This window comes from Candidatus Marivariicella framensis, assembly GCF_982709265.1.
Map to the genome: position 1 here is coordinate 1 of NZ_CEXPNT010000001.1, position 24,374 is coordinate 24,374.

At 30.4% G+C, this 24,374-nt stretch carries 23 protein-coding genes and 1 tRNA gene; 15 read left to right on the top strand and 9 right to left on the bottom strand.

Features of this window, described 5'->3' with window-relative positions:
* Positions 1–64 precede the first annotated feature (64 nt).
* Positions 65–137 (bottom strand) — tRNA-Lys (locus tag AC34EU_RS00005).
* A gap of 85 nt (positions 138–222) precedes the next feature.
* On the opposite strand from AC34EU_RS00005, the gene AC34EU_RS00010 reads away from it, so the two are divergent.
* Positions 223–750 carry a shikimate kinase gene (locus tag AC34EU_RS00010; RefSeq protein ID WP_487532847.1) on the top strand — a complete coding sequence of 176 codons (528 nt, stop codon included), beginning with the start codon at positions 223–225 and terminating at the stop codon, positions 748–750.
* Here the strand turns inward: AC34EU_RS00010 and AC34EU_RS00015 are convergent.
* Both AC34EU_RS00015 and AC34EU_RS00020 read right to left on the bottom strand, forming a co-directional pair.
* Positions 742–1,242: a phosphoribosyltransferase family protein gene (locus AC34EU_RS00015; protein WP_487532848.1), complete on the bottom strand. Its 501-nt coding sequence runs from the start codon at positions 1,240–1,242 to the stop codon at positions 742–744. The genes AC34EU_RS00010 and AC34EU_RS00015 overlap by 9 nt on opposite strands.
* Positions 1,243–1,268: 26 nt before the next feature.
* Positions 1,269–1,640: an RNA-binding S4 domain-containing protein gene (locus AC34EU_RS00020; RefSeq protein ID WP_487532849.1), complete on the bottom strand. Its 372-nt coding sequence runs from the start codon at positions 1,638–1,640 to the stop codon at positions 1,269–1,271.
* 67 nt (positions 1,641–1,707) lie between these two features.
* On the opposite strand from AC34EU_RS00020, the gene AC34EU_RS00025 reads away from it, so the two are divergent.
* Complete coding sequence (locus AC34EU_RS00025) at positions 1,708–2,607, top strand: FKBP-type peptidyl-prolyl cis-trans isomerase (RefSeq protein WP_487532851.1); 900 nt, start codon at positions 1,708–1,710, stop codon at positions 2,605–2,607.
* Here the strand turns inward: AC34EU_RS00025 and AC34EU_RS00030 are convergent.
* From AC34EU_RS00030 to AC34EU_RS00040, 3 genes are read right to left on the bottom strand one after another with little or no spacing between them, the layout of a single operon-like run.
* Positions 2,600–3,178, bottom strand: coding sequence for an outer membrane beta-barrel protein (locus tag AC34EU_RS00030; RefSeq protein ID WP_487532852.1), 579 nt, complete (start codon positions 3,176–3,178; stop codon positions 2,600–2,602). The two genes, AC34EU_RS00025 and AC34EU_RS00030, sit on opposite strands and share 8 nt — an antisense overlap.
* 5 nt (positions 3,179–3,183) lie before the next feature.
* Positions 3,184–4,137 carry a transketolase family protein gene (locus tag AC34EU_RS00035; RefSeq protein ID WP_487532854.1) on the bottom strand — a complete coding sequence of 318 codons (954 nt, stop codon included), beginning with the start codon at positions 4,135–4,137 and terminating at the stop codon, positions 3,184–3,186.
* A gap of 10 nt (positions 4,138–4,147) precedes the next feature.
* Positions 4,148–4,993 (bottom strand): transketolase, encoded by an 846-nt coding sequence (locus AC34EU_RS00040; RefSeq protein WP_489695976.1) that lies wholly within the window; start codon positions 4,991–4,993, stop codon positions 4,148–4,150.
* A gap of 150 nt (positions 4,994–5,143) precedes the next feature.
* On the opposite strand from AC34EU_RS00040, the gene tgt reads away from it, so the two are divergent.
* The 9 genes from tgt to AC34EU_RS00085 all read left to right on the top strand — a co-directional run bounded on the left by tgt (position 5,144) and on the right by AC34EU_RS00085 (position 14,445).
* A complete protein-coding gene (tgt, locus tag AC34EU_RS00045; RefSeq protein ID WP_487532858.1) occupies positions 5,144–6,274 on the top strand; it encodes a tRNA guanosine(34) transglycosylase Tgt in 1,131 nt (376 codons plus the stop codon).
* Position 6,275: 1 nt separating this feature from the next.
* Positions 6,276–7,349: an LptF/LptG family permease gene (locus AC34EU_RS00050; protein WP_487532860.1), complete on the top strand. Its 1,074-nt coding sequence runs from the start codon at positions 6,276–6,278 to the stop codon at positions 7,347–7,349.
* Entirely contained in the window at positions 7,336–8,250 is a 915-nt protein-coding gene (locus tag AC34EU_RS00055; RefSeq protein WP_487532862.1) for a DMT family transporter, read from the top strand. Before AC34EU_RS00050 ends, AC34EU_RS00055 begins: the two co-directional genes overlap by 14 nt.
* A gap of 17 nt (positions 8,251–8,267) precedes the next feature.
* Positions 8,268–9,224, top strand: a complete 957-nt coding sequence (locus tag AC34EU_RS00060) for an acetyl-CoA carboxylase carboxyltransferase subunit alpha (protein WP_487532863.1) — start codon at positions 8,268–8,270, stop codon at positions 9,222–9,224.
* Positions 9,225–9,331: 107 nt separating this feature from the next.
* Positions 9,332–10,867 carry a replicative DNA helicase gene (gene dnaB / locus AC34EU_RS00065; RefSeq protein WP_487532864.1) on the top strand — a complete coding sequence of 512 codons (1,536 nt, stop codon included), beginning with the start codon at positions 9,332–9,334 and terminating at the stop codon, positions 10,865–10,867.
* Positions 10,868–10,884: 17 nt separating this feature from the next.
* On the top strand, positions 10,885–12,081 hold the full coding sequence (locus tag AC34EU_RS00070; protein WP_487532866.1) for an Nramp family divalent metal transporter: 1,197 nt from the start codon (positions 10,885–10,887) through the stop codon (positions 12,079–12,081).
* Positions 12,082–12,120: 39 nt separating this feature from the next.
* Positions 12,121–12,828 carry a LamB/YcsF family protein gene (locus AC34EU_RS00075; protein WP_487532867.1) on the top strand — a complete coding sequence of 236 codons (708 nt, stop codon included), beginning with the start codon at positions 12,121–12,123 and terminating at the stop codon, positions 12,826–12,828.
* A gap of 5 nt (positions 12,829–12,833) precedes the next feature.
* The gene (locus tag AC34EU_RS00080) at positions 12,834–13,568 is read left to right on the top strand and encodes a 5-oxoprolinase subunit B family protein (RefSeq protein ID WP_487532868.1); all 735 of its coding nucleotides are present in this window, start codon (positions 12,834–12,836) and stop codon (positions 13,566–13,568) included.
* On the top strand, positions 13,552–14,445 hold the full coding sequence (locus AC34EU_RS00085; RefSeq protein WP_487532869.1) for a 5-oxoprolinase subunit C family protein: 894 nt from the start codon (positions 13,552–13,554) through the stop codon (positions 14,443–14,445). Before AC34EU_RS00080 ends, AC34EU_RS00085 begins: the two co-directional genes overlap by 17 nt.
* Here the strand turns inward: AC34EU_RS00085 and AC34EU_RS00090 are convergent.
* On the bottom strand, positions 14,417–15,145 hold the full coding sequence (locus tag AC34EU_RS00090) for a nitroreductase family protein (RefSeq protein WP_487532870.1): 729 nt from the start codon (positions 15,143–15,145) through the stop codon (positions 14,417–14,419). The two genes, AC34EU_RS00085 and AC34EU_RS00090, sit on opposite strands and share 29 nt — an antisense overlap.
* Before the next feature lie 233 nt (positions 15,146–15,378).
* Here AC34EU_RS00090 and ilvD point away from each other — a divergent pair, with 233 nt between their 5' ends.
* From ilvD to ilvC, 4 genes are read left to right on the top strand one after another with little or no spacing between them, the layout of a single operon-like run.
* Positions 15,379–17,058 carry a dihydroxy-acid dehydratase gene (gene ilvD, locus AC34EU_RS00095; protein ID WP_489695977.1) on the top strand — a complete coding sequence of 560 codons (1,680 nt, stop codon included), beginning with the start codon at positions 15,379–15,381 and terminating at the stop codon, positions 17,056–17,058.
* A 3-nt stretch (positions 17,059–17,061) separates the two neighbouring features.
* Positions 17,062–18,765, top strand: a complete 1,704-nt coding sequence (gene ilvB, locus AC34EU_RS00100; RefSeq protein ID WP_487532872.1) for a biosynthetic-type acetolactate synthase large subunit — start codon at positions 17,062–17,064, stop codon at positions 18,763–18,765.
* A 2-nt stretch (positions 18,766–18,767) separates the two neighbouring features.
* Positions 18,768–19,298, top strand: coding sequence for an acetolactate synthase small subunit (ilvN, locus tag AC34EU_RS00105; protein WP_487532873.1), 531 nt, complete (start codon positions 18,768–18,770; stop codon positions 19,296–19,298).
* A 2-nt stretch (positions 19,299–19,300) separates the two neighbouring features.
* Positions 19,301–20,770 (top strand): ketol-acid reductoisomerase, encoded by a 1,470-nt coding sequence (gene ilvC, locus AC34EU_RS00110; protein ID WP_487532875.1) that lies wholly within the window; start codon positions 19,301–19,303, stop codon positions 20,768–20,770.
* Between the two features lie 648 nt (positions 20,771–21,418).
* On the opposite strand, the gene AC34EU_RS00115 is transcribed toward ilvC, so the two are convergent.
* Together AC34EU_RS00115 and AC34EU_RS00120 are read right to left on the bottom strand one after the other, a co-directional pair.
* On the bottom strand, positions 21,419–23,926 hold the full coding sequence (locus AC34EU_RS00115) for a M14 family metallopeptidase (RefSeq protein WP_487532877.1): 2,508 nt from the start codon (positions 23,924–23,926) through the stop codon (positions 21,419–21,421).
* A gap of 73 nt (positions 23,927–23,999) precedes the next feature.
* Positions 24,000–24,362, bottom strand: coding sequence for a PUR family DNA/RNA-binding protein (locus AC34EU_RS00120; RefSeq protein WP_487532879.1), 363 nt, complete (start codon positions 24,360–24,362; stop codon positions 24,000–24,002).
* Positions 24,363–24,374: the final 12 nt, after the last annotated feature.

Here is a 24,374-nt window from a genome sequence, read left to right on the forward strand (position 1 = left end):
AACCCAGGACCCTCTCCTTAAAAGGGAGATGCTCTACCAGCTGAGCTATCAAGTCTAAAAAAAGTGACCTGACTGGGGCTCGAACCCAGGACCCTCTCCTTAAAAGGGAGATGCTCTACCAGCTGAGCTATCAAGTCAATTTTTAGGGTGCAAATATAGTGTCTATAAATGTATTATTCAATTTTATTTTGTTTTAAATTTGAGGGTATTAATAATGTTATTTTGAATAATAAAATAGTTTTAATTGGTTATATGGGTTCTGGTAAAACAGCTGTAGGTAAAGAGCTTTCAAAAATATTTAATATTCCTTTTATTGATTTAGACGATGAAATTGTTAAAGTTGAAAAAAGATCAATTGATAAAATATTTGAAGAAAATGGAGAGTTGTATTTTAGAAAAGTTGAACACGATTGTTTAAAAAATATTTTAAAATCATCTGTTTTGAGTGTTATTTCTTTAGGTGGAGGAACTCCATGTTATTACAATACAATTAAAATGTTAAATGATAATGATAAAGTTAACACTGTTTTTTTAAGAGCAAGTGTTAATAATTTAGTAGAAAGATTATCTAAAGAAATTAATCACAGGCCTAAAATAAAAAATTTAAAAACTAAAACAGTATTAAGCGAATTTATTGGAAAGCATCTGTTTGAAAGAAACCATTTCTATAACAAATCAAAATTCATCATAAATACAAATAACAAGTCTATTAATGCGGTAGCAAAAGAGATTGAATTATTTTTAACTTAAAAAAACACCTTCCTTTTCTTTAGTGTCAAACACAACCGTAATGTGCTCTTTGACTGAAGTTGATAAAGAAATTCCTTTAAAATCTGCTTTGATTGGATATTTTTTATGATTTCTATTCACCAGGACTACAGTTTGAATTTTTTTTAAAGAAATACCAAGAAAAGCATTAACTGCATATAGCAAAGTAGAACCGCTATTTAAAACATCATCTATAATAATTATTGATTTATTTTTTAAACTTTGAATATTAGAAGATATTCTAACTCCGTTTCTTGGATTTTCTTTATCAATTTCTAATTCAATTTGATGAACATTAAAAGCACTTATTCTTTTTAAGAACTCTCCTATGCGTTTACTTAAAATTATTCCATTAGATGAGATTCCAACAAGATATATTTCTTTGAGATCAATGTTTGATTCATATATCTGAAAAGCTATTCTTCGAGTAGCATTTCTAATATTTTTTTCGTTTAGGATTTTATTTTCTTTCATATTTAATAAAGCATTAATATAAAAATTTATTTGTCATCTTTTTTAAACTCATCAATTTCTCTTCTATCCTTTTTCGTAGGCCTTCCTAACCCCCTGCTTCTATTAATTATTTTATTTAAACCTTGACTTTCTTTGTTTTCAAAAGCATTTTTCTTGGTCAAATCTTGACGATAAATATCTACAATTTTTGCTCCCACTCTTGATTTAGGTATATCTAAAACTTTAAATTCATAATTTATTTGATCTTTTCTCACCAAAACTAAATCTAGGGGTAAAATATCTCTTGAAGGTTTTAATATTTGATTTTTTAAACGAACATGTCCCTTTTTACATGCATTTGTAGCTAGTGACCTTGATTTATAATATCTCAAATACCATAGTAATTGATCAATTCGCATTTTAAAACTTAGTTAAAATTTATACAAAAATAAAGTAAAATTGTATCTTGCGCTGCAATTTTGTCCTATGAAAATTAATTTTTTGAAAAGTATCAATTTAGTTTTGATTTTATTTTTGTTTAGTTGTGAAAATAATAATGATAATAATATTGAGGAAGTTGTTGTTAGAGATGCGTCGGTGCAATCACCTGAAGACGATATTGAATTAAGATTATATTTGGAGAGTCACTTTTATAATTACGAAGACTTTGAATCATTCCCCAATGACTATTCTTTAAAAATAAAAATTGACACTCTCTCTGGAGATAATATTAATAAAACACCACTTATTAACATGGTTCAAGAGCAAAACTTAACTGTTAAGCAAGACGATATTGATATCCCTCATAAACTATATTATTTGGTTGCTAGAGAAGGAAACTCTTCCAGACCTTCAAACATTGATTCAACCTTTGTAACCTATCAGGGAAGTCTAATTGACGGTTCTATTTTCGATTCTCGTGATTTACCATTGTGGTTTGATTTGGCACAAGTAGTTCAGGGTTTTAGAATGGGAATCACAAACTTTAAGTCAGGAAGTTATTCTGTAAATACTAATGGATCTGTCAATTTTGAAGGTTTTGGACAGGGTGTTATGTTTTTTCCATCAGGGTTAGGCTATTACAGTAATACTAATTCAGGTATACCACAATACTCTCCTTTGATTTTTAGTGTTTCACTATTAACAATGAATATTAGTGACCATGATAATGATGGAATTGCTTCTTACCTTGAGGACATTGACCTTGATGGTGAGCCATTAAACGATGATTCTGACGGAGATGGAAATATTAATTTATATGATGCTGACGATGATGGAGATGGAGTGCTCACGATTAATGAATTAGACAAAGACAATGATGGAGTTATTGATGATACTGATGGAGACGGGGTCCCTGATTATTTAGATCCAAATACCTCTAATTAATTTTATAAGAAAATCCTAATGATAATAAAGACGCTCGATTATCAATATTAGCAACATTTATATTGCTTTGTTTTTGCAGTAATTTAGTTTCTAAAGAACTAAGGCCTTTTTCATACCTTAGGTCAAATTGGAGTTTACCTATATCTAAACGAGCTCCTATATTTAAGCCCACAATTGATTTACCTTTCACTTCATCTAAGTTGAATGTATTACTTTTTTCATTTAAAATATACTGAAAAGATGGACCGATAAAAGCACTTATAAAAGGCATAATTTTATACCCAATAGTTATGGGTAATTCAATTTTTTCTTGAATTAAATCATTACTTTTTTTTGTTTTACTGAACTGAAGTTCAGTTCTTAAATTAAAAATAATTACATCAATAGAAGCATAACTTCCAATAAAAAAACCTTGAAAATTATTTTTAGTAATTTTATTTTCAAAAGCTTCAGAAATTATCGAAATATTGGAACTATTATTTAAATTAACTCCAGCTTTAAATCCATAATCAATTTGACTATGAATTGATAATGGTATTAATAAAATTAGAATTAAATAAAAATTTTTCATGTAAACTATTTTCTTTTAAGAACTTTCTCCACTTTAGTAATAATATTCTTACTACTTAAGCCATATTTTTCCATTAATTGACTTGGAGTACCAGATTCTCCAAAGGTGTCATTTGTTCCTACAAATTCTTGTGGAGAAGGAAGGTTTACTGAAAGTGTTCTGGAGACACTTTCGCCAAGTCCTCCATAAATATTGTGCTCCTCAGCGGTTACAACAGCTTTAGTTTTAGAAACAGAGTTGATTATAATTTCTTCATCTAAAGGCTTTATTGTGTGGATATTAATAACTTCAGCTGAAATACCTTTTTTAAATAAACCTTCAGCAGCTTTAAGTGACTCCCAAACCAAGTGGCCAGTTGCAATAATAGTTACATCACTACCTTCATTTAGTAAAATACCTTTTCCGATTTTAAAAGAATTTTTTTCTGGAGTGAAATTTGGAACTTTTGGCCTTCCAAATCTTAAATAAACTGGACCAATATGATCTGCTATTGCAAGAGTTGCAGCTTTTGTTTGATTGAAATCACATGTGTTGATTACAGTCATCCCTGGAAGCATTTTCATAAGTCCAATATCTTCTAATATTTGATGTGTTGCTCCATCTTCTCCTAAAGTAACTCCAGCATGTGAAGCACAAATTTTTACATTTTTACCTGAATATGCTATTGACTGACGAATTTGATCATATACCCTTCCTGTTGAAAAGTTTGCAAAGGTTCCAGTGAATGGAATTTTACCCCCAATAGTTAATCCAGCTGCAATCCCCATCATATTTGCTTCAGCAATACCTACTTGAAAAAAACGTTTTGGATTTTCTTTTATAAATTGATTCATTTTTAATGAACCTATTAAATCTGCACATAGTGCAACAACATTTGGGTTAGTTCTTCCAAGCTCAGTTAATCCGGCTCCAAACCCAGATCTAGTATCGTTTGCACCCGTATCTATATATTTTTTCATAATATTTTTATTAATAATCACCTAGTGTTTCTAAGTTTTGAGCAAGTGCTATTTCAAGTTGATCGTCGTTTGGAGCTTTTCCATGCCAAGCATGAGTGTGCATCATAAAATCAACGCCATTACCCATTTCAGTTTTCATTAAAATAGCTATTGGAACACCATTTCCAAGATGACTCTTTGCTTCATTTATTTTTGAAATAATTAATTCAATATTGTTTCCTTCTTCTAATTCTAATGTTTTCCATCCAAAAGACTCAAATTTAGATTTTAAACTTCCTAAGTTAAGAACATCGTCAGTTGATCCATCAATTTGTTTTCCATTTAGGTCAATGGTTGCAATTAAATTGTCAACTCCCTTTGCGGATGCAAACATTAATGCTTCCCAATTTTGACCCTCTTGAAGTTCACCATCTCCCATTAAAACAAAAACTGTTTTAGAATCATTATTAATTTTTTTACTTAAAGCGGCACCAATAGCAACTGATAGTCCTTGACCAAGCGATCCCGAGGCAACTCTTATTCCAGGAAGCCCCTCATGAGTTGTTGGATGACCTTGTAGCCTTGAATTGATTAATCTAAAAGTATTTAATTCGTTTATATTAAAATATCCACTCCTAGCTAAAACACTATAAAAAACAGGAGAAATATGCCCATTTGATAAGAAAAAAAGATCTTCTTTTTCACCATTCATATTAAATTCTGGATTATGTTCCATAATCTCGCTATATAATGCTACTAAAAACTCTGCACAACCTAAAGAGCCGCCAGGATGTCCAGAATTAACCTTATGAACCATTCTTAGAATATCCCTTCTTACTTGTTTAACAAAGGCTTCTAAAGATAAAATGTCTGTCATATTAAATTGATTTTATGTGATAAGCAATATTACATTAAATGCAAATATCAGCAAAGCTCAAACTTTGGTAATTTTTATAGTTTATTAGTAATTAGTTAACATTACAATCTTCTCTTACTATAGATTGGTATCTTTACTATTTATTTTTATATGAAATTTAGTTTACATCAAACAGATAGTAATTCAAAAGCAAGAGCTGGGACTATTTTAACAGATCATGGAGAGATTCAAACACCTATTTTTATGCCGGTCGGGACTTCTGGAACTGTTAAAGGAGTTCATCAAAGAGAGTTAGAAAATGATATTAAACCTGATATTATATTGGCTAATACCTATCATTTATATCTTAGGCCAACAACCAAGATTATTGAAGCTGCTGGTGGAATTCATAAATTCATAAATTGGAAAAAGCCGGTCTTAACTGATTCTGGTGGATACCAGGTTTATTCCTTGTCTGCAAACCGAAAAATAAAAGAGGAGGGTGTTAAATTTAAATCTCACATAGATGGATCATTTCATTTTTTTACACCAGAAAGTGCTATTTCTATACAGAGAAAAATAGGTGCTGATATAATTATGGCATTTGATGAATGCACTCCATATCCTTGTGATTTTCAATATGCAAAAACATCAATGAAAAGGACTCATCGTTGGCTTGATCGTTGTTTTGCTCAAAATGAAAAAGAAGACTTTATTTATGGTTATTCGCAAACACTTTTTCCAATAATTCAAGGAAGTGTATATAAAGACCTTAGAAAAGAGTCAGCAGAATATATTTCTAATAAAAATGCTTTTGGAAATGCTATAGGCGGTCTGTCGGTAGGTGAACCTGCAGAAGAAATGTATGAAATGACGGAAGTAGTTACTGCTCTTTTACCAGAAGATAAACCTAGGTATTTAATGGGAGTAGGTACTCCAATAAATTTACTTGAAAATATTTCTTTAGGAATAGACATGTTTGATTGTGTAATGCCTACAAGAAATGCAAGAAATGGAATGATTTTTACTGCAAATGGAACAATAAATATTAAAAATAAAAAATGGGAGTTGGATTTTTCATTGCTTGATTCAGACAACTATTGTTTTGTGGATATTTCTTATTCTAAGTCATATGTTAGACATCTTTTTACTGTTAATGAGATGTTAGGTAAGCAAATATGTACAATTCATAATCTTGCTTTTTATATGTGGTTGGTTCGAGAATCTAGAAAACATATATTAGCAGGAGATTTTATATCATGGAAAATAAAAATGGTGAAACAATTAGACCAACGCTTATAGAATGAAACTTATTGATTGGTATATTATAAAAAGATATTTAGGAACTTTTTTCGTAATGATTTTATTGTTTATTCCAATAGGAATAATGGTAGATATTGCAGAGAAGATAGATAAGTTTAAAGAGAATGAGGTGCCATCTAGTGCTCTTTTTAGTTACTACATTGATTTTACTTGGTATTTTTCAAACCTTTTATTCCCTATATTTCTTTTCTTATCAGTTATTTGGTTTACATCAAAACTAGCTAATAACTCAGAGATAATAGCAATATTGAGTTCAGGAATTTCATTTACTAGGTTCATGAGACCATTTATGATTTCAGCTTTACTTATAGCTATAATTGCATTTGGAATGGGAATGTTTATTGTTCCAAATTCCAATAAAGGTTATAATGAATTTGTGTTTAAGTACATAAAAAAGAAAAATGAAAGAAATACCTCATATCTGTTTAAGCAAATTAATCCTGAAGAGTTTATTTATGTTAGTAGCTATAACCCATTGAGAAAGAGAGCTAATAACTTTACGCTTGAAAAGTTTAATAAACAAAAGTTAGAATTAAAAATAACAGCTGAAAGTATTCGTTGGGTTCAAAAAGATTCATTTTTTCGACTTTCAAACTACACTAAAAGAACTGTAAATGGGGATAATGAATTTTTTGAAATATTAAAAGTAAAGGACACTATTTTTGATTTTAAAATTGATGATCTTGCTCCGGTTAATTATAAAGCAGAAACATTAACAATGCTTGATTTGAATGATTTTGTCAGGAAAGAAAAGGAAAGTGGATCTGTAATGATCAACTCTCATTTATTAGTAAGGCACAAAAGGTATAGTTTGCCGTTAGCATCTTTTATCTTAACCATTATAGCAGTTTCCATGTCTTCTTTTAAAAGAAGAGGAGGTATGGGAGTTAATTTAGCCTTTGGAATTACTCTTGGGTTTTTATTTATTTTTTTTGATAAAATCTTTGGAGTATTAGTAACAAAATCAAACTTCTCTCCTTTTTTAGGGGCATGGCTCCCACTATTTCTTTTTGGTGTTTTAGCCATTTTTTTATTAAAATATGCAAAACGATAAAATTAAAGATTTAATCCATTTTCACTTTTTAGTTTTTCTTTGGGGATTTACATCAATATTAGGTGCTCTAATAAAATTAAACTCAATTCAAATTGTTTGGCACCGAATGTTTATCGCTTATGTTTTAGTAGGATTATATTTATTATTTACTAAAAGAAAAAAGTTTATTATTCAAAAAAAGTATTTTTTTCAATTATTAATTGCGGGAGTTTTAATATCTGCTCATTGGGTTGCTTTTTTTTATGCGATTAAAATTTCAGGTGTTTCTTTAACTTTATCAATAATGGCCTCAGGCGCCTTTATAACATCCTTGATTGAGCCTATTGTTTTTAAAAGAAAATTCTCATTGAAAGAGTTGACATTTGGTTTAATTACACTAATTGGTTTAATTATTATTTTCAGATCAGAACTTGATCAATACATTGGAATGTCAATTGCCTTTTTAGCAACTATTCTAAGTGTAATTTTTACACTTTTAAACAGTAAACTAGTTAAAGAAAAACTTTCTCCTTTGTCAATTACTTTTTACGAACTTTTCATTGGTTGGGTTGCAATATCTGTTTATATATTATTTGATGTAGATCAAATAAGTACATTATTTGAATTTAGTCAAAATGATATAATTTTATTATTTATTTTAGGCTCTATTTGTACAGCCTATGCTCATGTAGGTTCTGTTAAAGTAATGCGAAACTTATCTCCTTTCTCCTTTATGATAATAATAAACCTTGAGCCTGTCTACGCAGTTATACTATCTTTAGTATTTTTTGGAAAAAATGAATTAATGAGTTTTGATTTTTATATTGGATTTACTTTAATTTTAACAGCAATATTTTTAGATAGTTTAGATAAACGAAAAACTAGAATAAAGAAATTAACCGAAAAGAATTTACATTTGTAAATATCACATCAATAAATATGGAATATTTAGATTTTGAGGAACCAATAAAAGACCTCCACGAGCAGATTAAAAAGTGTAAAGATATAGGTAATGAAAGTGCAGTAGATGTTAGTGATACTTGTGAGCTTTTAGAGACTAAACTTCGATCAACAAAAAAAGAAATCTACAGTAATTTATCTGCATGGCAAAGAGTTCAGTTGTCAAGACATCCCTCTAGACCCTATACATTAGATTATATTAAAGCTTTAACTAATGATACTTTTCTTGAGCTACATGGTGATCGAAATATTGGAGATGATAAAGCTATGATTGGTGGTTTAGGTAAAATAGATGACCAATCTTTTATGCTCATAGGCACCCAAAAAGGTTATAATACAAAGACGAGACAATATCGAAATTTTGGCATGGCCAATCCTGAAGGCTACAGAAAAGCATTAAGACTTATGCATTCAGCTGAAAAATTCAATATTCCTATTATATGTTTTATTGATACTCCAGGCGCTTTCCCTGGACTTGAAGCTGAAGAAAGAGGACAAGGGGAGGCGATTGCAAAAAACATTATAGGAATGATGTCTATTAAAGTTCCTATTATTGTCATTGTTATTGGTGAAGGTGCTTCTGGAGGAGCTTTGGGGATTGGAGTTGGAGATAGAGTATATATGCTTGAAAACACATGGTACTCAGTGATTTCTCCAGAGTCATGCTCGTCAATTTTATGGAGAAGTTGGGAGTATAAAGAAGCTGCAGCTGCAGCACTAAAATTAACACCTCAAGATATGCTTAAGGCTAAATTAATAGATAAAATAATAAAAGAACCTCTTGGTGGTGCACATTATGACAGACAAACTACATTTGAATCGGTAAAAAAAGAAATATGGAATACATTTCAAAAATTAAAGAAAATGGAATCTAGAATGAGGATTGATTTACGTAGAAATAAATTTTCAAACATGGGTGTTTTTGAAGACAAATAATAATCCTTGGCTTATTAACAACTTTTTTAAGTTATCAACTTCTTTTCTGTTTACATTTGAGTTTTAAAAAAAACTTGTATTTGGTTAATCAGAGTTACATTTGATTAATGGAAGAAAAAAAATCTCTATATAAAACTATTAAATCAAATACATCAATTGTAAATCTTGAACAGGCAAAATTACCTCCTCAAGCTCTTGACTTAGAAGAAGCAGTATTAGGAGCAATGCTTATAGATAAAAAAGGTGTGGATGAAGTAATAGATATTCTTCAACCAGACGCTTTTTATAAAACTGCCCATCAATATATTTTTGAAGCAATATTAATTTTATTTGAGTCAGCAGATCCTATCGATTTATTGACAGTTTCATCAGCTCTTAAGAAAGCTGGAAAACTGGAATCTATTGGAGGAGATTTTTATTTGGTTCAATTGACTCAGAAGATAGCTAGTTCAGCACATATTGAATTTCATGCAAGAATTATACTACAAAAATATATTCAAAGAAGTTTAATTAAAATATCAAGCGAAATAATAGAAAAGTCTTATAAAGATTCAACAGATGTTTTAGAATTATTAGATGAAGCAGAATCCAAGCTTTATGATGTTACACAAGGAAATATCAAAAGATCATTTTCTTCTGCTCAAAGCCTAGTTATAGAAGCAAAAAAGAAAATTGAAGACATTGCAAGTCGAGATGGCTTAAGTGGTGTTAGTAGTGGTTTTGAGGAGCTTGACAAACTGACATCAGGATGGCAACCAAGTGATTTAATTATTATTGCTGCACGACCTGGTATGGGAAAAACTGCATTAACATTATCAATGGCAAGAAATATTGCAGTGGGTAGACAGATTCCTGTTGCATTTTTTTCTTTGGAAATGTCATCAGTTCAACTCATAACCAGGTTGATATCATCTGAAACTGGTCTTTCTTCAGAAAAATTAAGAACTGGTAAATTAGCACAACATGAATGGCAACAACTAAATGTAAAGGTGAGTGATCTTGAGAAAGCACCATTATATATTGATGATTCTCCATCATTATCAATTTTTGAACTTCGAGCTAAAGCAAGAAGATTATCAAGGTTACATGGAATTAAATTACTTGTTGTTGATTATTTACAATTAATGACCGCAGCTACAAATAACAAATCTGGAAATAGGGAGCAGGAAATTTCTACAATCTCCAGAAATCTTAAAGCTCTTGCAAAAGAACTAGATATTCCAGTTATTGCTCTATCACAGCTCTCAAGAGCAGTAGAGACTCGTGGAGGGACCAAAAGACCTCAATTATCAGATTTGAGAGAATCTGGAGCAATTGAACAAGACGCAGACATTGTGTCATTTATATATCGTCCAGAATATTATGGAATTGATGAGTGGGATGACGAAGGGCGAAATTCCTCTGATGGTCAGGCAGAATTTATTGTTGCTAAGCATAGAAATGGTGGGTTGGATAATATAAGACTTAAGTTTATTCCTCATCTTGGTAAGTTTGAAAATATTTCTGATTTTGATTCATCATCTGAATTTGAATCAAAAATGAATCCTGAAAATAATACTATATCAAATAAAAACATCCCTGATGCTAAAGCTGCCTTTGGCGAGTCTTATAATAACCCAAATGAAGACGACACCCCTTTCTAAAGAACAAAATTATTTAAATGAATAAATTTTCATTTACTTCAGGACCAGCTATAGTAATAACTGCAGCTTTTATTGGCCCGGGCAGTTTAACTATTTGTGCTTTTGCTGGGGTTGAATTTGGCTATGAATTATTATGGGCTGTCTTGTTTTCTTGCTTGATTACAATTTTTTTTCAAAACACAGTTGCCACTTTAAGCTTTAAATCAGGAAAAGGTTTAGTTGAATTGTTTAACCATAAATTAAATAATTCAATATTGCGTTATTCATTTACAGCGATTGTTTTAACTGCAATTTTTTTTGGTAATGCAGCATATGAAGCTGGAAATATATCTGGAGCCTTTATGGGTTTAAAAAAAATTATTGAATTATCGTCATTTAATTCAGTAGAAATTACATCTTCTTTTTTACTTTGTTTTATTACTATTATTATAATGATTATTGTTCTTAGAGAAGATAATAAGTTAATTAAAAATATTTTAGGCGTTACTGTACTTGTAATGAGTATATCATTTTTAATAGCTTCTGTTTTAACAAAACCAAATATTTATGAGGTATTAAATGGGTTTTTTATTCCAAGATGGAGACCTGATATATGGAAAACTATTATTGCTGTTTTAGGCACCACTATAGTGCCCTACAATCTATTTTTACATGCAGCATTAGTAAAGCAAGATTTAAGTTGTTTAAGTACTTCATATTTGAAAAGAGATACATTTATAGCTGTGAGTTTTGGAGGAATAATTTCATCTTCAATCATAATAGCTGCAGCTGGAGCTAATATTAATCAAATTGGATCAATAAATGATTTAGGTGATGCTCTAAATAACTTGTATGGAGCTAACTCTCATATTTTTATTTCTATTGGGATTTTTGCGGCTGGTATAAGTTCTGCTATCACAGCTCCAATAGCAGCTGGTTATGTAGTTGAAGAGTCTTTCATAAATCATAGAAATAAAAAGATTTATAAAAAAATAGCAATAAATTTTGTTATTATTCTTGGTCTATTATTTGCAATATCTGGATATAAACCAATTGAACTGATAAGAATAGCACAAGTTGCAAATGGATTATTACTTCCAGGAGTAGCTTTGTTTATAAGTGTTTTATGCTTTCCAAAAAAAGAAGACCTTTTGATTAAAAAGATTCGATTTTTATGTCTATTTATTTTATTCATATTTTTTACTTTTCTAGCTTTTAAGGTTTTATTTTTATAGTATTTTTAAGGTAATATTGATTATTTCAAATATAAATAAGTGCAAATAAATGTTGACTTAGGTGAAGGAGGTAAGAATGATGAAGATTTCATGTCTAATATTAGCGCCTGTAGTATAGCTTGTGGAGGACATTTTGGATCTATTGAAACAATTAAAGAAACAATTGATCTAGCTTTGAGTTATGATGTTAATATAGGATCTCATCCTTCATATCCTGACAAAAAAAATTTTGGAAGAAAATCTATGAACATTAACTTAAATGATTTCCAAAAGTCAATTAATGATCAGTTATTAAACTTTAAAGATGCTCTTAGTTTTTTTCCTACTAATTGGCATCATTGTAAAGCCCATGGAGCTTTATACAATGATATAGCTGAAAACGGAAAATTAACCAAAGCATATTTAGAGGTTTTATATGAATTTCCAGAAATCAATTATTTAATACTTCCAGCCTCAAAACCAATTATAAAATCTGCAAAAAAAATGAACTTTAACGTCCTTAATGAAGTTTTTTCAGATAGAAAATATGATGAATCACTTTCTTTGGTTCCAAGAAATCAAAAAAATTCAATTATAACCTCACCTGATGAATTTAGCAGGAATTTAAAACTAATATTAGATGGCGAGATTCAAGTAACAAACGGAACTATAAAAAAAGTTTCATATGACACTATTTGTTTGCATAGCGATACATTGATGTCTAAAAATTTTATTAAATTAATGACAAATATTATAGATAAAAAATAATTAAAATGTGTTTCAAAATCAATTTTAATTCATACGGAGAAAAAGCAATTATTATTGATTTTAAAAATAATATTGATAAAAATATTTATGTTGCTTGGCAATCTGAATTATGTATTTCTCTTCAAAAGGAGTTTCATGATATATTAGAAGATGTTGTTTTTTCATTTTCAGAAATAACACTTTTTTTTAAAATCTTACCAAATAGAGTCCATGAAAAAAAAATAAGTACTTGGATTAAGAACTTTTCATTAACAAAGCAACACATAATAAGAAACTTATGGGAAATTCCTGTTTGTTTTGATGAGGTTTTCTCTGAAGACCTTTTAGTTAAAAGTGAAAACAATTCAATTACATACGAATCATACATTTCAGAATTTTTAAAATGCATATTTGAGGTTCATCATTATGGTTTTTTGCCAGGTTTTTTATACTTATCTGGACTTCCATTAAAATTACATTTACCAAGAAAGCCTACTCCTGAAAAATATGTTGCTCCTGGAACAGTGGCTGTGGGTGAGTCATATGTGGGTGTTTATCCTCAAAAAAGTCCTGGAGGATGGAATAGAATTGGAAGAACATATTGTTCTTTTTTTAATAATAAAAACAATCCCCCATGTTATACTTTGCCGGGTGATAAAATTAAATTCATTTCCATAAGTCTTGATGAATATCAAAGTCAAATTGATAAAATTCATCAAAATAATATCCCAAAATCATCCTCATTTGAAATCATTTATTAAAATAATCGATCCCGGATTTCATACTTCTATTCAAGACAATGGTCGTTATGGATACAGAAGATTGGGGTTTCCTGTTTCAGGCCCAATGGATAAATATTCTTTTACAACTGCAAATAAATTAGTTGGAAATTTCAAAGATGAAGCTGTTTTAGAAACCACTTTTAAAGGTCCCAAATTATTATTTTCAGGACCTTGTGTTGTGGCAGTAAGTGGAGCAATAATTCCCATCTTTAAGAATGATGAAAACATTGAATTAAATAAACCTTTTTTTTGTGATTTAGGAGATGTTTTAGAATTAGGGGTTGTTGAAAATGGTTTTAGAAATTATATTAGTTTTAGTGGAGGTCTTTGTCAAAATAAGATTTTTGGTAGCTATTCACAATATTACCCAATCTCAGAGAATGGAACAATCACAAAGGGACAAAACATTAAAATTAAAGGGGGAGTCACATATAAAAATAAAATTAAAGGGGGAGTCACATATAAAAATAAAATTAAAAACGAATTAAACAATTTGAGTTTTGATAGCAAATTAAAAGTATTTGAAGGTCCTTATTGGAATAATTTAGAAAATGAATTAAAAAATAAAATATTAAACACAGAATTTAAAATTGGCTCAAATGATAGAATGGCATATAGATTATCTGGAGGTGTTCTTGAAAATAAAATTTCATCATTTAGTGCTTCTGTTATGCCTGGAACAGTTCAGTTAACACCAAAAGGAGATCTAATTGTTGTAATGAGAGATGGTCAGGTTACGGGAGGATACCCAAGAATTTTACAATTGACTGAAAATTCTCAATCATTATTATCACAATTTAGAACAGGAAAGGTGATTAGTTTTGAAATTAGTGAATATGATAAGTCTCATCAATAGAGACTCTAAATCTTTTTCCATAAATGCCATCTTTTTTTCTAATTCCACAACCTATAACCATGCTTATTTCGGTCTTAGATGAAATATTTAAGTCTTTCTTAACTCTATTAGAGTCGAAACCCTCCATAGGACATGTGTCGTATCCAATTCCAGCCATGCTAACCATAAATGATTGAGCAGCTAAAGCTGCGCTTTTATGCGCAATTACTCTCACATCACCACTCCCAACCTCTTGATAAATAGGCCTATATAAACCTATCATTTTTACGTATATTTTTTTAAGGAAACCTATTATTCCAAAGAAATCTGAATATATCATTGGAACTAATTTTTCATAATATTGTAATGCTTTCTTTTTTTTAATTGGGTCTAAATTTTGAATTTTAGATAAAGAAAATTTGATATTATTTATATTTGAGTCAAGCCTTTTTCTCCATAAATCTCTTCTAACTACTACAATAACTAATTGTTCAGCTGTTTTTGCTGCAGGTTGATTAAAGCAAGATTTTGCAATTTGTTGTATTTTATTTTTAGATATCACATGATGAAATTCCCATAATTGCATATTACTGCTTGATGGAGCTAAGGTTGCTTGTATTATACACTTCTTCACCTTAACTATATCGATTGATTTTCCTGAATCGTAAACACGAACAGATCTTCTAAAATCTAGAGCCTGACTAACTGATTTTTCTTGCATAGTAATGGTATATCCTTTGTTTAAAAGGATTAATTTTGTTGCAAATATGAGAATTTTTTAAATATTTTTTAAAATTATTATTACGTTAATTAATTTGAATTACAGCTTATAATGATGTTAAAATATTGAAATTCAATATTTTAAGAATAAATCATGTGTTTTGGGTTTTGTATGTTTATAACATAATTTTAATCTAATAAGTTGTTCTAGTTAATTTTGTTTAAGAATTTTTTATGAATTTAAATAAATATAGTCACCAAGTTACTCAGGATTCAACTCAGCCTGCAGCCCAGGCCATGCTTCATGCTATTGGATTAACAGATGAAGATTTTAAAAAGCCATTAGTTGGAGTTGCAAGTACAGGATATGAAGGAAACCCATGCAATATGCATTTAAATGATTTATCTGTTCATGTTAAAAAAGGTATTGAGAATGATAAAAACATGATTGGATTAATTTTCAATACTATTGGAGTAAGTGATGGTATATCTATGGGAACTCCTGGTATGAGGTTTTCACTTCCTTCACGTGATATAATTGCAGATTCAATTGAAACTGTTGTCCAAGCTATGTCTTATGATGCTGTTGCAACAGTCGTTGGATGTGACAAAAACATGCCCGGTGCACTAATGGCTATGATAAGATTAGACCGTCCAAGTATACTTGTTTACGGTGGAACAATTTCCTCAGGATGCCACAATGGAAAAGAATTAGATGTTGTATCTGCATTTGAAGCTTGGGGTGAAAAAGTAGCTGGAATAATTAATGAAGAAGAATATAAAAATGTAATTCAAAAAGCTTGCCCTGGAGCAGGGGCTTGCGGAGGAATGTATACTGCAAACACAATGGCATCTGCGATAGAAGCTCTAGGCATGTCTTTACCTTATAACTCATCTAATCCTGCAGTAAGTGAAGATAAAATATCTGAATGTAAATTAGTTGGTAGTTCTATCTATAATCTTTTAAAGAGAGACATTAAGCCATCTGATATAATAACTAAAAAATCACTAATCAATGCATTAAGATTAATATCTGTTCTAGGAGGTTCTACAAATGCTGTTCTTCATTTCATAGCCATAGCCAAAGCAGCAAATATTGATTTAACTATAGAAGATTTTCAAAAAGTAAGTGACAATACTCCCTTTTTAGCGGATTTGAAACCAAGTGGAAAATTTTTAATGAAAGATTTACATTTAATTGGAGGTATTCCAGCCGTTTTAAAATTTATGTTAGAAAATGATATGCTTTTTGGAGAATGCTTAACAGTTACAGGAAAAACATTAGCGGAAAATTTAAAAAATGTTCCACCTCTTAAAAAAAATCAAAATATAATCCGACCATTAAGTGATCCGATAAAACCTACAGGTCATATACGTATTTTGACAGGTAATCTTGCCCCTAAGGGATCTGTAGCTAAAATTACTGGAAAAGAAGGGCTTGTTTTTAAAGGACCTGCCAATGTGTTTGATGGTGAATATGATGCAAACAAAGGGATTTCCTCTGGAATGGTAAATAAAGGAGATGTTTTAGTGATACGTTATGAGGGACCAAAAGGAGGTCCAGGCATGCCTGAAATGCTTAAACCAACTGCTGCTATAATGGGTGCAGGGCTTGGTAAAAATGTTGCACTAATTACTGATGGAAGATTTTCTGGAGGAACTCATGGTTTTGTAGTTGGACATATAGTTCCTGAGGCTCAAGAAGGAGGACCAATTGCATTTATTAAAGATGGAGATATTATTACTATTGACGCCGAATCTAACACTATAAACGTTGCTTTGACTGATAAAGAATTACACTCAAGAAAGTTAAAATGGATTAAACCAGAATATAAATTCAAAAAAGGAGTATTATTTAAGTACATTAAAAATGTTAGCGATGCTTCAAATGGCTGTGTAACCGATGAAAATTAAATCATGAAAAACAATAAACCAATAAAAATATCTGGAGCAGAAGCTGTTATTCGAAGTCTTTTAGCTGAAGGAGTAGATCTGATTTATGGTTATCCTGGCGGGGCAATAATGCCAATTTATGATGAATTATATAAATTTCAAGACAGTTTACAACATATTTTAACTCGACATGAGCAAGGAGCTGCTCATGCAGCTCAAGGATTTGCAAGAGCCTCTGGGAGAGTTGGTGTTGCTATTGCAACATCGGGCCCTGGAGCTACTAATTTAGTTACTGGAATTGCCGATGCTCAAATTGATTCAACTCCTATGGTGTGTATCACTGGTCAAGTAGCATCTCATTTATTAGGTTCTGATGCTTTTCAAGAAACTGATATAATTGGTATTTCAACACCTGTCACTAAATGGAATTATCAAATAACAAAAGCAAGTGAAATACCTTATATATTAGCAAAAGCTTTTTACATAGCTAAATCTGGTAGACCAGGGCCTGTACTTATCGACATTACTAAAGATGCTCAGTTTGAAAAAATTAATTTTAAATACGAACATTGTATCGGTATTAGAAGTTATAAGCCTGTGCCAGATTTAGATATTGATTCAATAAAGGACGCTGCTGAAATTATAAATAATGCAAAAAAACCAATGATTGTTTGGGGTCAAGGTGTTATTTTAGGTAAAGCAGAAGAATTATTCAAACAATTTATTGAAACTTCAGGAATTCCTGCTGTTTGGACTATATTAGGATTATCAGCGATACCTACTTCTCACCCTTTAAATAAAGGTATGGTAGGTATGCATGGAAATTATGGTCCAAATATCTTAACTAATGAATGTGATGTTTTAGTTGCTGTTGGTATGAGGTTTGACGACAGAGTTACAGGGGATCTTGAGAATTATGCTAAACAAGCTAAAGTGATTCATTTCGAAATTGACCCTGCTGAAATTAACAAAAATGTATATGCAGATGTTGCTGTTCTTGGAGATTGTAGAGATAGTTTGGAGAAAATTATTCCAATGATAAAAAAAGGTTCTCACGTTTCCTGGATTAATCGTTTTGATTCTTTAATGGAAATTGAAAATGAAAAAGTTATCAAAAAAGATATGTTCCCAAAAAAAGAAGGACTTACAATGGCTGAGTCAATTAAAGCTATAAATAAGTATACTAAAGGAGATGCGATAATAGTAACTGATGTCGGTCAGCATCAAATGGTAACTTGTCGGTATGCTAACTTTATTAAGTCTAAGAGTAATATTACTTCTGGAGGTTTAGGAACAATGGGGTTTGCTTTACCCGCTGCAATTGGAGCTAAAATGGGAGCTCCTAATCGACAGGTTATTGCTGTTATAGGAGATGGTGGATATCAAATGACAATACAAGAATTAGCAACTATTTTTCAAAACAAAACTGCTGTTAAAATTGTTGTTTTAAATAATGATTTTTTAGGAATGGTTCGACAGTGGCAGCAAATGTTTTTTGATAAACGATACGCTTCAACCAAAATGTTAAACCCTGATTTTGTTGCTATTGCAAAAGGATATTACCTTGACGCTGAAAGAGTTAGTAAAAGAAATGAATTAGATGCTGCTGTATCTAGAATGTTATCTTCAGATAAACCATATTTTTTAGAAATATGTGTTGAAAAAGAAGCTAACGTTTTTCCAATGATACCAACTGGTGCATCAGTATCAGACATAAGATTATCATAAAAATGAATACAAAAGAAACATATACTATATCCATATATTCGGAGAACAACATTGGTTTATTAAACCGAATTTCCGCAATATTTTTAAAACGACATATTAATATTGAAAGTTTTTCTACGTCTTTATCGGAAATAGAAAATGTTTTTAGATTTATTATTGTTGTAAACATGGATCCTGATCAAATAAAAAAAATTATTCTACAAATAGAAAAACAAGTTGATGTTATTAGAGCTTTTTATCATACTGATGATGAAACTATCTTTCAAGAATCAGCTTTATATAAGGTTAAATCAAGTTCTCTTTTCGAAGAAAGGCATATTCAAAATGTAATAAAAAAGAGTCATGCAAATATAGTCACTGTTTCTCCAGAATTTTTTGTTATTGAAAAAACAGGTTTTAGAAATGAAACAGAATCTTTAAGAAGAGATTTACTTGAGTACGGTTTACTTCAATTTGTTAGATCTGGGCGAATTTCAGTAACAAAATCAAAAATGAAAATTTCAGAAATATTAAATACTTTTAATAAAAAATAGATATGGCAAATTATTTTAATCAACTATCGTTAAGACAACAGCTTCAGCAACTTGGTAAGTGTAGACTTATGGAATCCTCAGAATTTTCAGATGGTATTTCGATTTTGAAAAATAAAAATATTGTAATTATTGGATGTGGAGCCCAAGGATTAAATCAAGGATTAAATATGAGAGATTCTGGTCTTAAAATTTCTTACGCATTAAGACAAAGTGCAATTGATGAAAAAAGAATCTCATTTCAAAACGCTTCTAATAATCGTTTTGAAGTCGGAAATTATGATAAAATGATTCCAGATGCTGATCTAGTAATTAACTTAACTCCTGATAAAAATCACACGTCTGTTGTTAACTCGGTAATGCCACTAATGAAGAATGGTTCAACTATTTCTTACTCTCATGGTTTTAATATTGTTGAAGAGGGTACAAAAATAAGAGAGGACCTTACTGTAATTATGGTTGCACCTAAATGCCCTGGTTCGGAAGTTCGTGAAGAATATAAACGCGGTTTTGGAGTTCCAACCCTAATAGCTGTTCATCCTGAAAATGATCCAAAAGAGACTGGGTTAGATCAGGCAAAAGCATATGCTGTGGCTACTGGCGGTGATAGAGCGGGTGTCTTAGAGTCCTCATTTGTAGCAGAAGTTAAGTCTGATTTAATGGGAGAACAAACAATACTTTGTGGTGTTTTACAAACAGGAAGTATTTTGTGTTTTGATAAAATGATTTCCGAAGGAATTGATCCTTCATATGGTTCAAAACTCATTCAATATGGATGGGAGATAATCACCGAGGCGCTAAAACATGGAGGAATAACTAATATGATGGATCGATTATCTAACCCAGCCAAGGTAAAAGCATTCGAGCTTTCTGAAGAATTAAAGCAGATTTTAAAGCCTTTATACAATAAACATATGGACGATATAATGTCAGGTCATTTTTCTAAAAAAATGATGGATGATTGGTCTAATGATGATGAAAATCTTTTGAAATGGAGATCTGCAACTGCTGAAACTGCTTTTGAAAAAACTGCTCCTACAACAAGAAAAATTAATAATCAAGAGTATTTTGATAATTGTGTTTTAATGGTGGCGTTTGTTCGAGCTGGTGTAGAATTAGCTTTTGACACTATGGTAGAGGCTGGTATTAAAGAAGAATCTGCTTATTATGAGTCTTTACATGAAACTCCTCTAATAGCAAATACAATAGCAAGAAAGAAATTATTTGAAATGAACAGAGTAATATCTGATACAGCTGAATATGGTTGTTATTTATTCGATCATGCCGCCAAGCCTTTACTAAAAGATTTTATGAGTAAGATTTCATCTGAAGTTATTGGCAGACCATATATTAAGAGTGAAAATGATACAGATAATCAAAAATTAATCGCAATTAATGAAATGATTCGTTTTCATCCTATAGAAATCATTGGATACGATCTTCGTGCGGCTATGACTGCTATGAAGAAAATTTAAAATTAATGAATTCATCATCTTCTTCTACGCTACTTCAAACCCAAACTAATTAGTCTCGCTTTTATATCTTAAGGAAAAAACATGAATAAGATTCTACTTGTCCTGTTATTTATTATCGTGATATCCCCCATTTCATAACAAGTCTTAAGGACACTCCAGATAATTATCGCGCTTTTACAATGGCATTATTATTACTATGGACGCAAATCAGGCTGACTATAGCGCAATACTGTTAAAAGAAGTAGGTTATTGAATTAATTGGCAGCGATGAAGAGGTTCTGGCTAAATTACCTGACTACCCATCTACTGATTTACAAGGGCAAACCATGGTGCCGGGGATACTGGATGTTCACGGACATTTTCCAGGGGAAGGGTTGAGCGCAGTTGCGGCGGATTTAAATAGCCCACCAGTGGGTAACCTCATTACCATTCATAATGTCTTAGATAGGCTTGTCGAAGAAGCTATCACGACTAAAGAAGGTGGCTGGTAATCATGCTCAAGGATTTGCCTTTGCGTATAATGAGTTGAAAAATACTGAAGACTTTGAAACTCTAGTGTCTAGAATAAAAAAGCATAGTTTTTACGGTAAGAATTTAAACAATAAAACCTGATTTATTACAAATATGTATAAAATAAATATTCTTTTATTACATTAAACTAGCATTAAATATAGCATTTGCAAGAAGTCTGTTTGTTCCATACCAAAAAGCTCTAAATTGAGTATTGTCAGTAAACATTATTATTTTTCCCTTACCAACTTTTTTTACTTTGAAAGGCACACTATTTTTTAAAATATTTAAATTATCATTTGATATATAGCCACTTAAAAGTGGCTGATCAGAATACTGTATAGGATTGTTAAATTTGTCTTTTTCTGGAGACATAAAAATTGTTGAATTTCTAAAATGAGGTAGATTCGAATTAGAAATTCCAAAGTTAATAGGATGACTTCTGTCTAAAATTGTATTAAATATAGAGCCGCTTATTAATTGGGCTCCGAAGTAGCTTCTTTTTTGATCAAAATTAACATTAGAAGGTTTTAACTCATTTTTAATAAAATCAACTTTAATAATTTCATTTTTATTAAGCCAATGTATTGATGACCTATAAGCAATCAAGTTTCCACCATTATTTATATAATTTTTAATTTGATTAGTATCTATTTTATTTCCTGAATAATTTGGAAGTATAACATGTGAATATTTTGATAGAACAGATCTTTTTAAATTATTTATATCAATTTTTGTAACGGGAATATTATATTTAGTATCTAACAGATGCCATATTTCCCCAGCATCATAACTTCTAATCCCATCACCAACAATTAAAGCAATTTTTGGTTGTTTAATTGTTATGAAATTTCGTGACCCTAGATCTATTCCTTCAGTTAGTCCAGTTGAAACCCCTCTAACCTCTATTGAGCTTTCAGAAGCAATTTTCTTTATTTCTTGATAGATTTCACTACTGTTTAATTTTTGATTCTCTACAGGTATTAAATATGTTCCATAATCATATTTAGTTTCATTAAGCTTAAATGGCTTTAGACCTATTTTGACTCGAATACCTTTTTTAATTAAAGAATATATTGCCTTAGGTGCATAATAGCTATTTCCTTCAAATAGATATGCATATGAAGATTTTTTATCAACACTTCCATTTGGGAAAATCAAATTTTCAACTTCACTGTCTATAATTTCTTCAGATTTATCAAAATGATAATTTACGTTAAATGCTAAAGGAAATGTCCATGCAGAAATATCATAAAATAAGCTGTCAGTGAATTTTGTTTGAGTATCAAACATTGCATAAATTAATTTATATTTCTTTTGATTTAATGGAATTACAAAGCTGTTTTCCTTTGAATATTTTTTTCCATTTCGATATAGTGTTTTTTTAAGTCGATGGACTTTTATATCATGTAAATCTAACACTTCAGCAAGATGATAAGTAGTTGCAGGATCTTTTGGGGCTTCAAAAACTATTGCTTTTGATTTATCCTTTTCTCCCAAAACTCGAGCATCATTATAAAACTTCCTGTAGTAGTTTAAAATTTCAACTCGCATTTCATTAGCGGCTTTCAGTGTTGAAAAGGCTGCAGTAAGCTGATTTCTTATTGTAAATGGAAATGTTAGTATACCATTTTCACTTTCTTGAATATGTCCTCTTGAACTCGCTTGTTCAAATAAGATACCTATACTTCCATTTACATCAGGATATGTAGATCCTTTTCCGTAATAAAAATCATCATAATCTTCTTCTGTATAATATAGTGAGCCAATTTTATTTAATGCATCAGCATGAAAATTCCCAATTTTTTTTGTCAATTTTTGATTCATTAATGGAGTTAATGGATGAACTCTTGAATCTATTCCTGGTTGAAAAAAGAAACTTGAGTTAGTTCCCATTTCATGATGATCAGTGAGTATATTTGGTATCCAGTCAGTAAAAGTTTTTATTCTAGCTCTAGATTCAGGTAGTTGCACTGGTAGCCAATCTCTGTTTAAATCAAACCAGTAATGATTTGTTCTTCCCCTAGGCCAATTTTCATTATACTCACGATCTTGACTGTCAGGATTCAACAGCATATTTCTATTACTATTAGCCCACTGTGAAAACCTTTGAAGTCCATCTGGATTAAAGCTTGGATCAAATAAAATAATTGTATTTTTTAACATTTCTTTTGTTTCAATGGATTCACTGGCTGCTAAATGATAAGCAGCTAGAATTCCAGCATTAGCTCCACTTGGCTCATTACCATGAATAGAAAAACCTTGGTATACAATAATAGGCAGTTTGCTGACATCAAATTTATCACTACCTGATTCAGTTAGATCTATATGAGACTTTTTAATTGATTCAATATTATTGTGGTTGTCTGGATCAGTTATAGTTAATAACAATATTGGCCTTCCTTCATATGTAGACCCTCTGTTTTCTATAGAAATACGGTTTGATACAGCGGCTAACTTGTACATGTATTGTGCTAGTTTATCATGGCTAACATGCCATTCACCAACTTCATGACCTAACACACTTTGAGGCGTTGGAATCATTGGGTTGTATTCATTACTAGGATTTAAGAAATAATCTTGCTTAACTTGAGCCGATAGTTGTAAACTGATAAAAAATAAAAGTATTTTTATAGAATTTTTCATTTTTTATTATAAATATAAAAAAAAATGCCTCTAACATAATAGAGGCAATAATTTTTTTATAAAAATTTGAAGATCATACTTCATCAAAATCAACATCTGAAAATTCAGATGTTTCTTCATTAGCTTCATTTGATTTGTGTTTTGGAGAATAATTTTTTTGATGTCTATCACTTATGACTTCTGAGCCTTTTTCAGAAATTATAAATTCAGTCATCTCTTTAAAATTTTCTTTAAATTCAGTAAAATCCTCTTTGTACAAGTAAATCTTATGTTTTTTAAAATGAAAAGTTCCATCATCATTTGTAAACTTTTTACTTTCAGTTATTGTTAAGTAATAATCTCCAGCCTTTGTTTCTCTTACATCAAAAAAATAGGTTCTTCTACCTGCTCTTTGGACTTTAGAAAAGATTTCCTTGTGTTCTCCTTCTACAAACATCTTTATGATTTA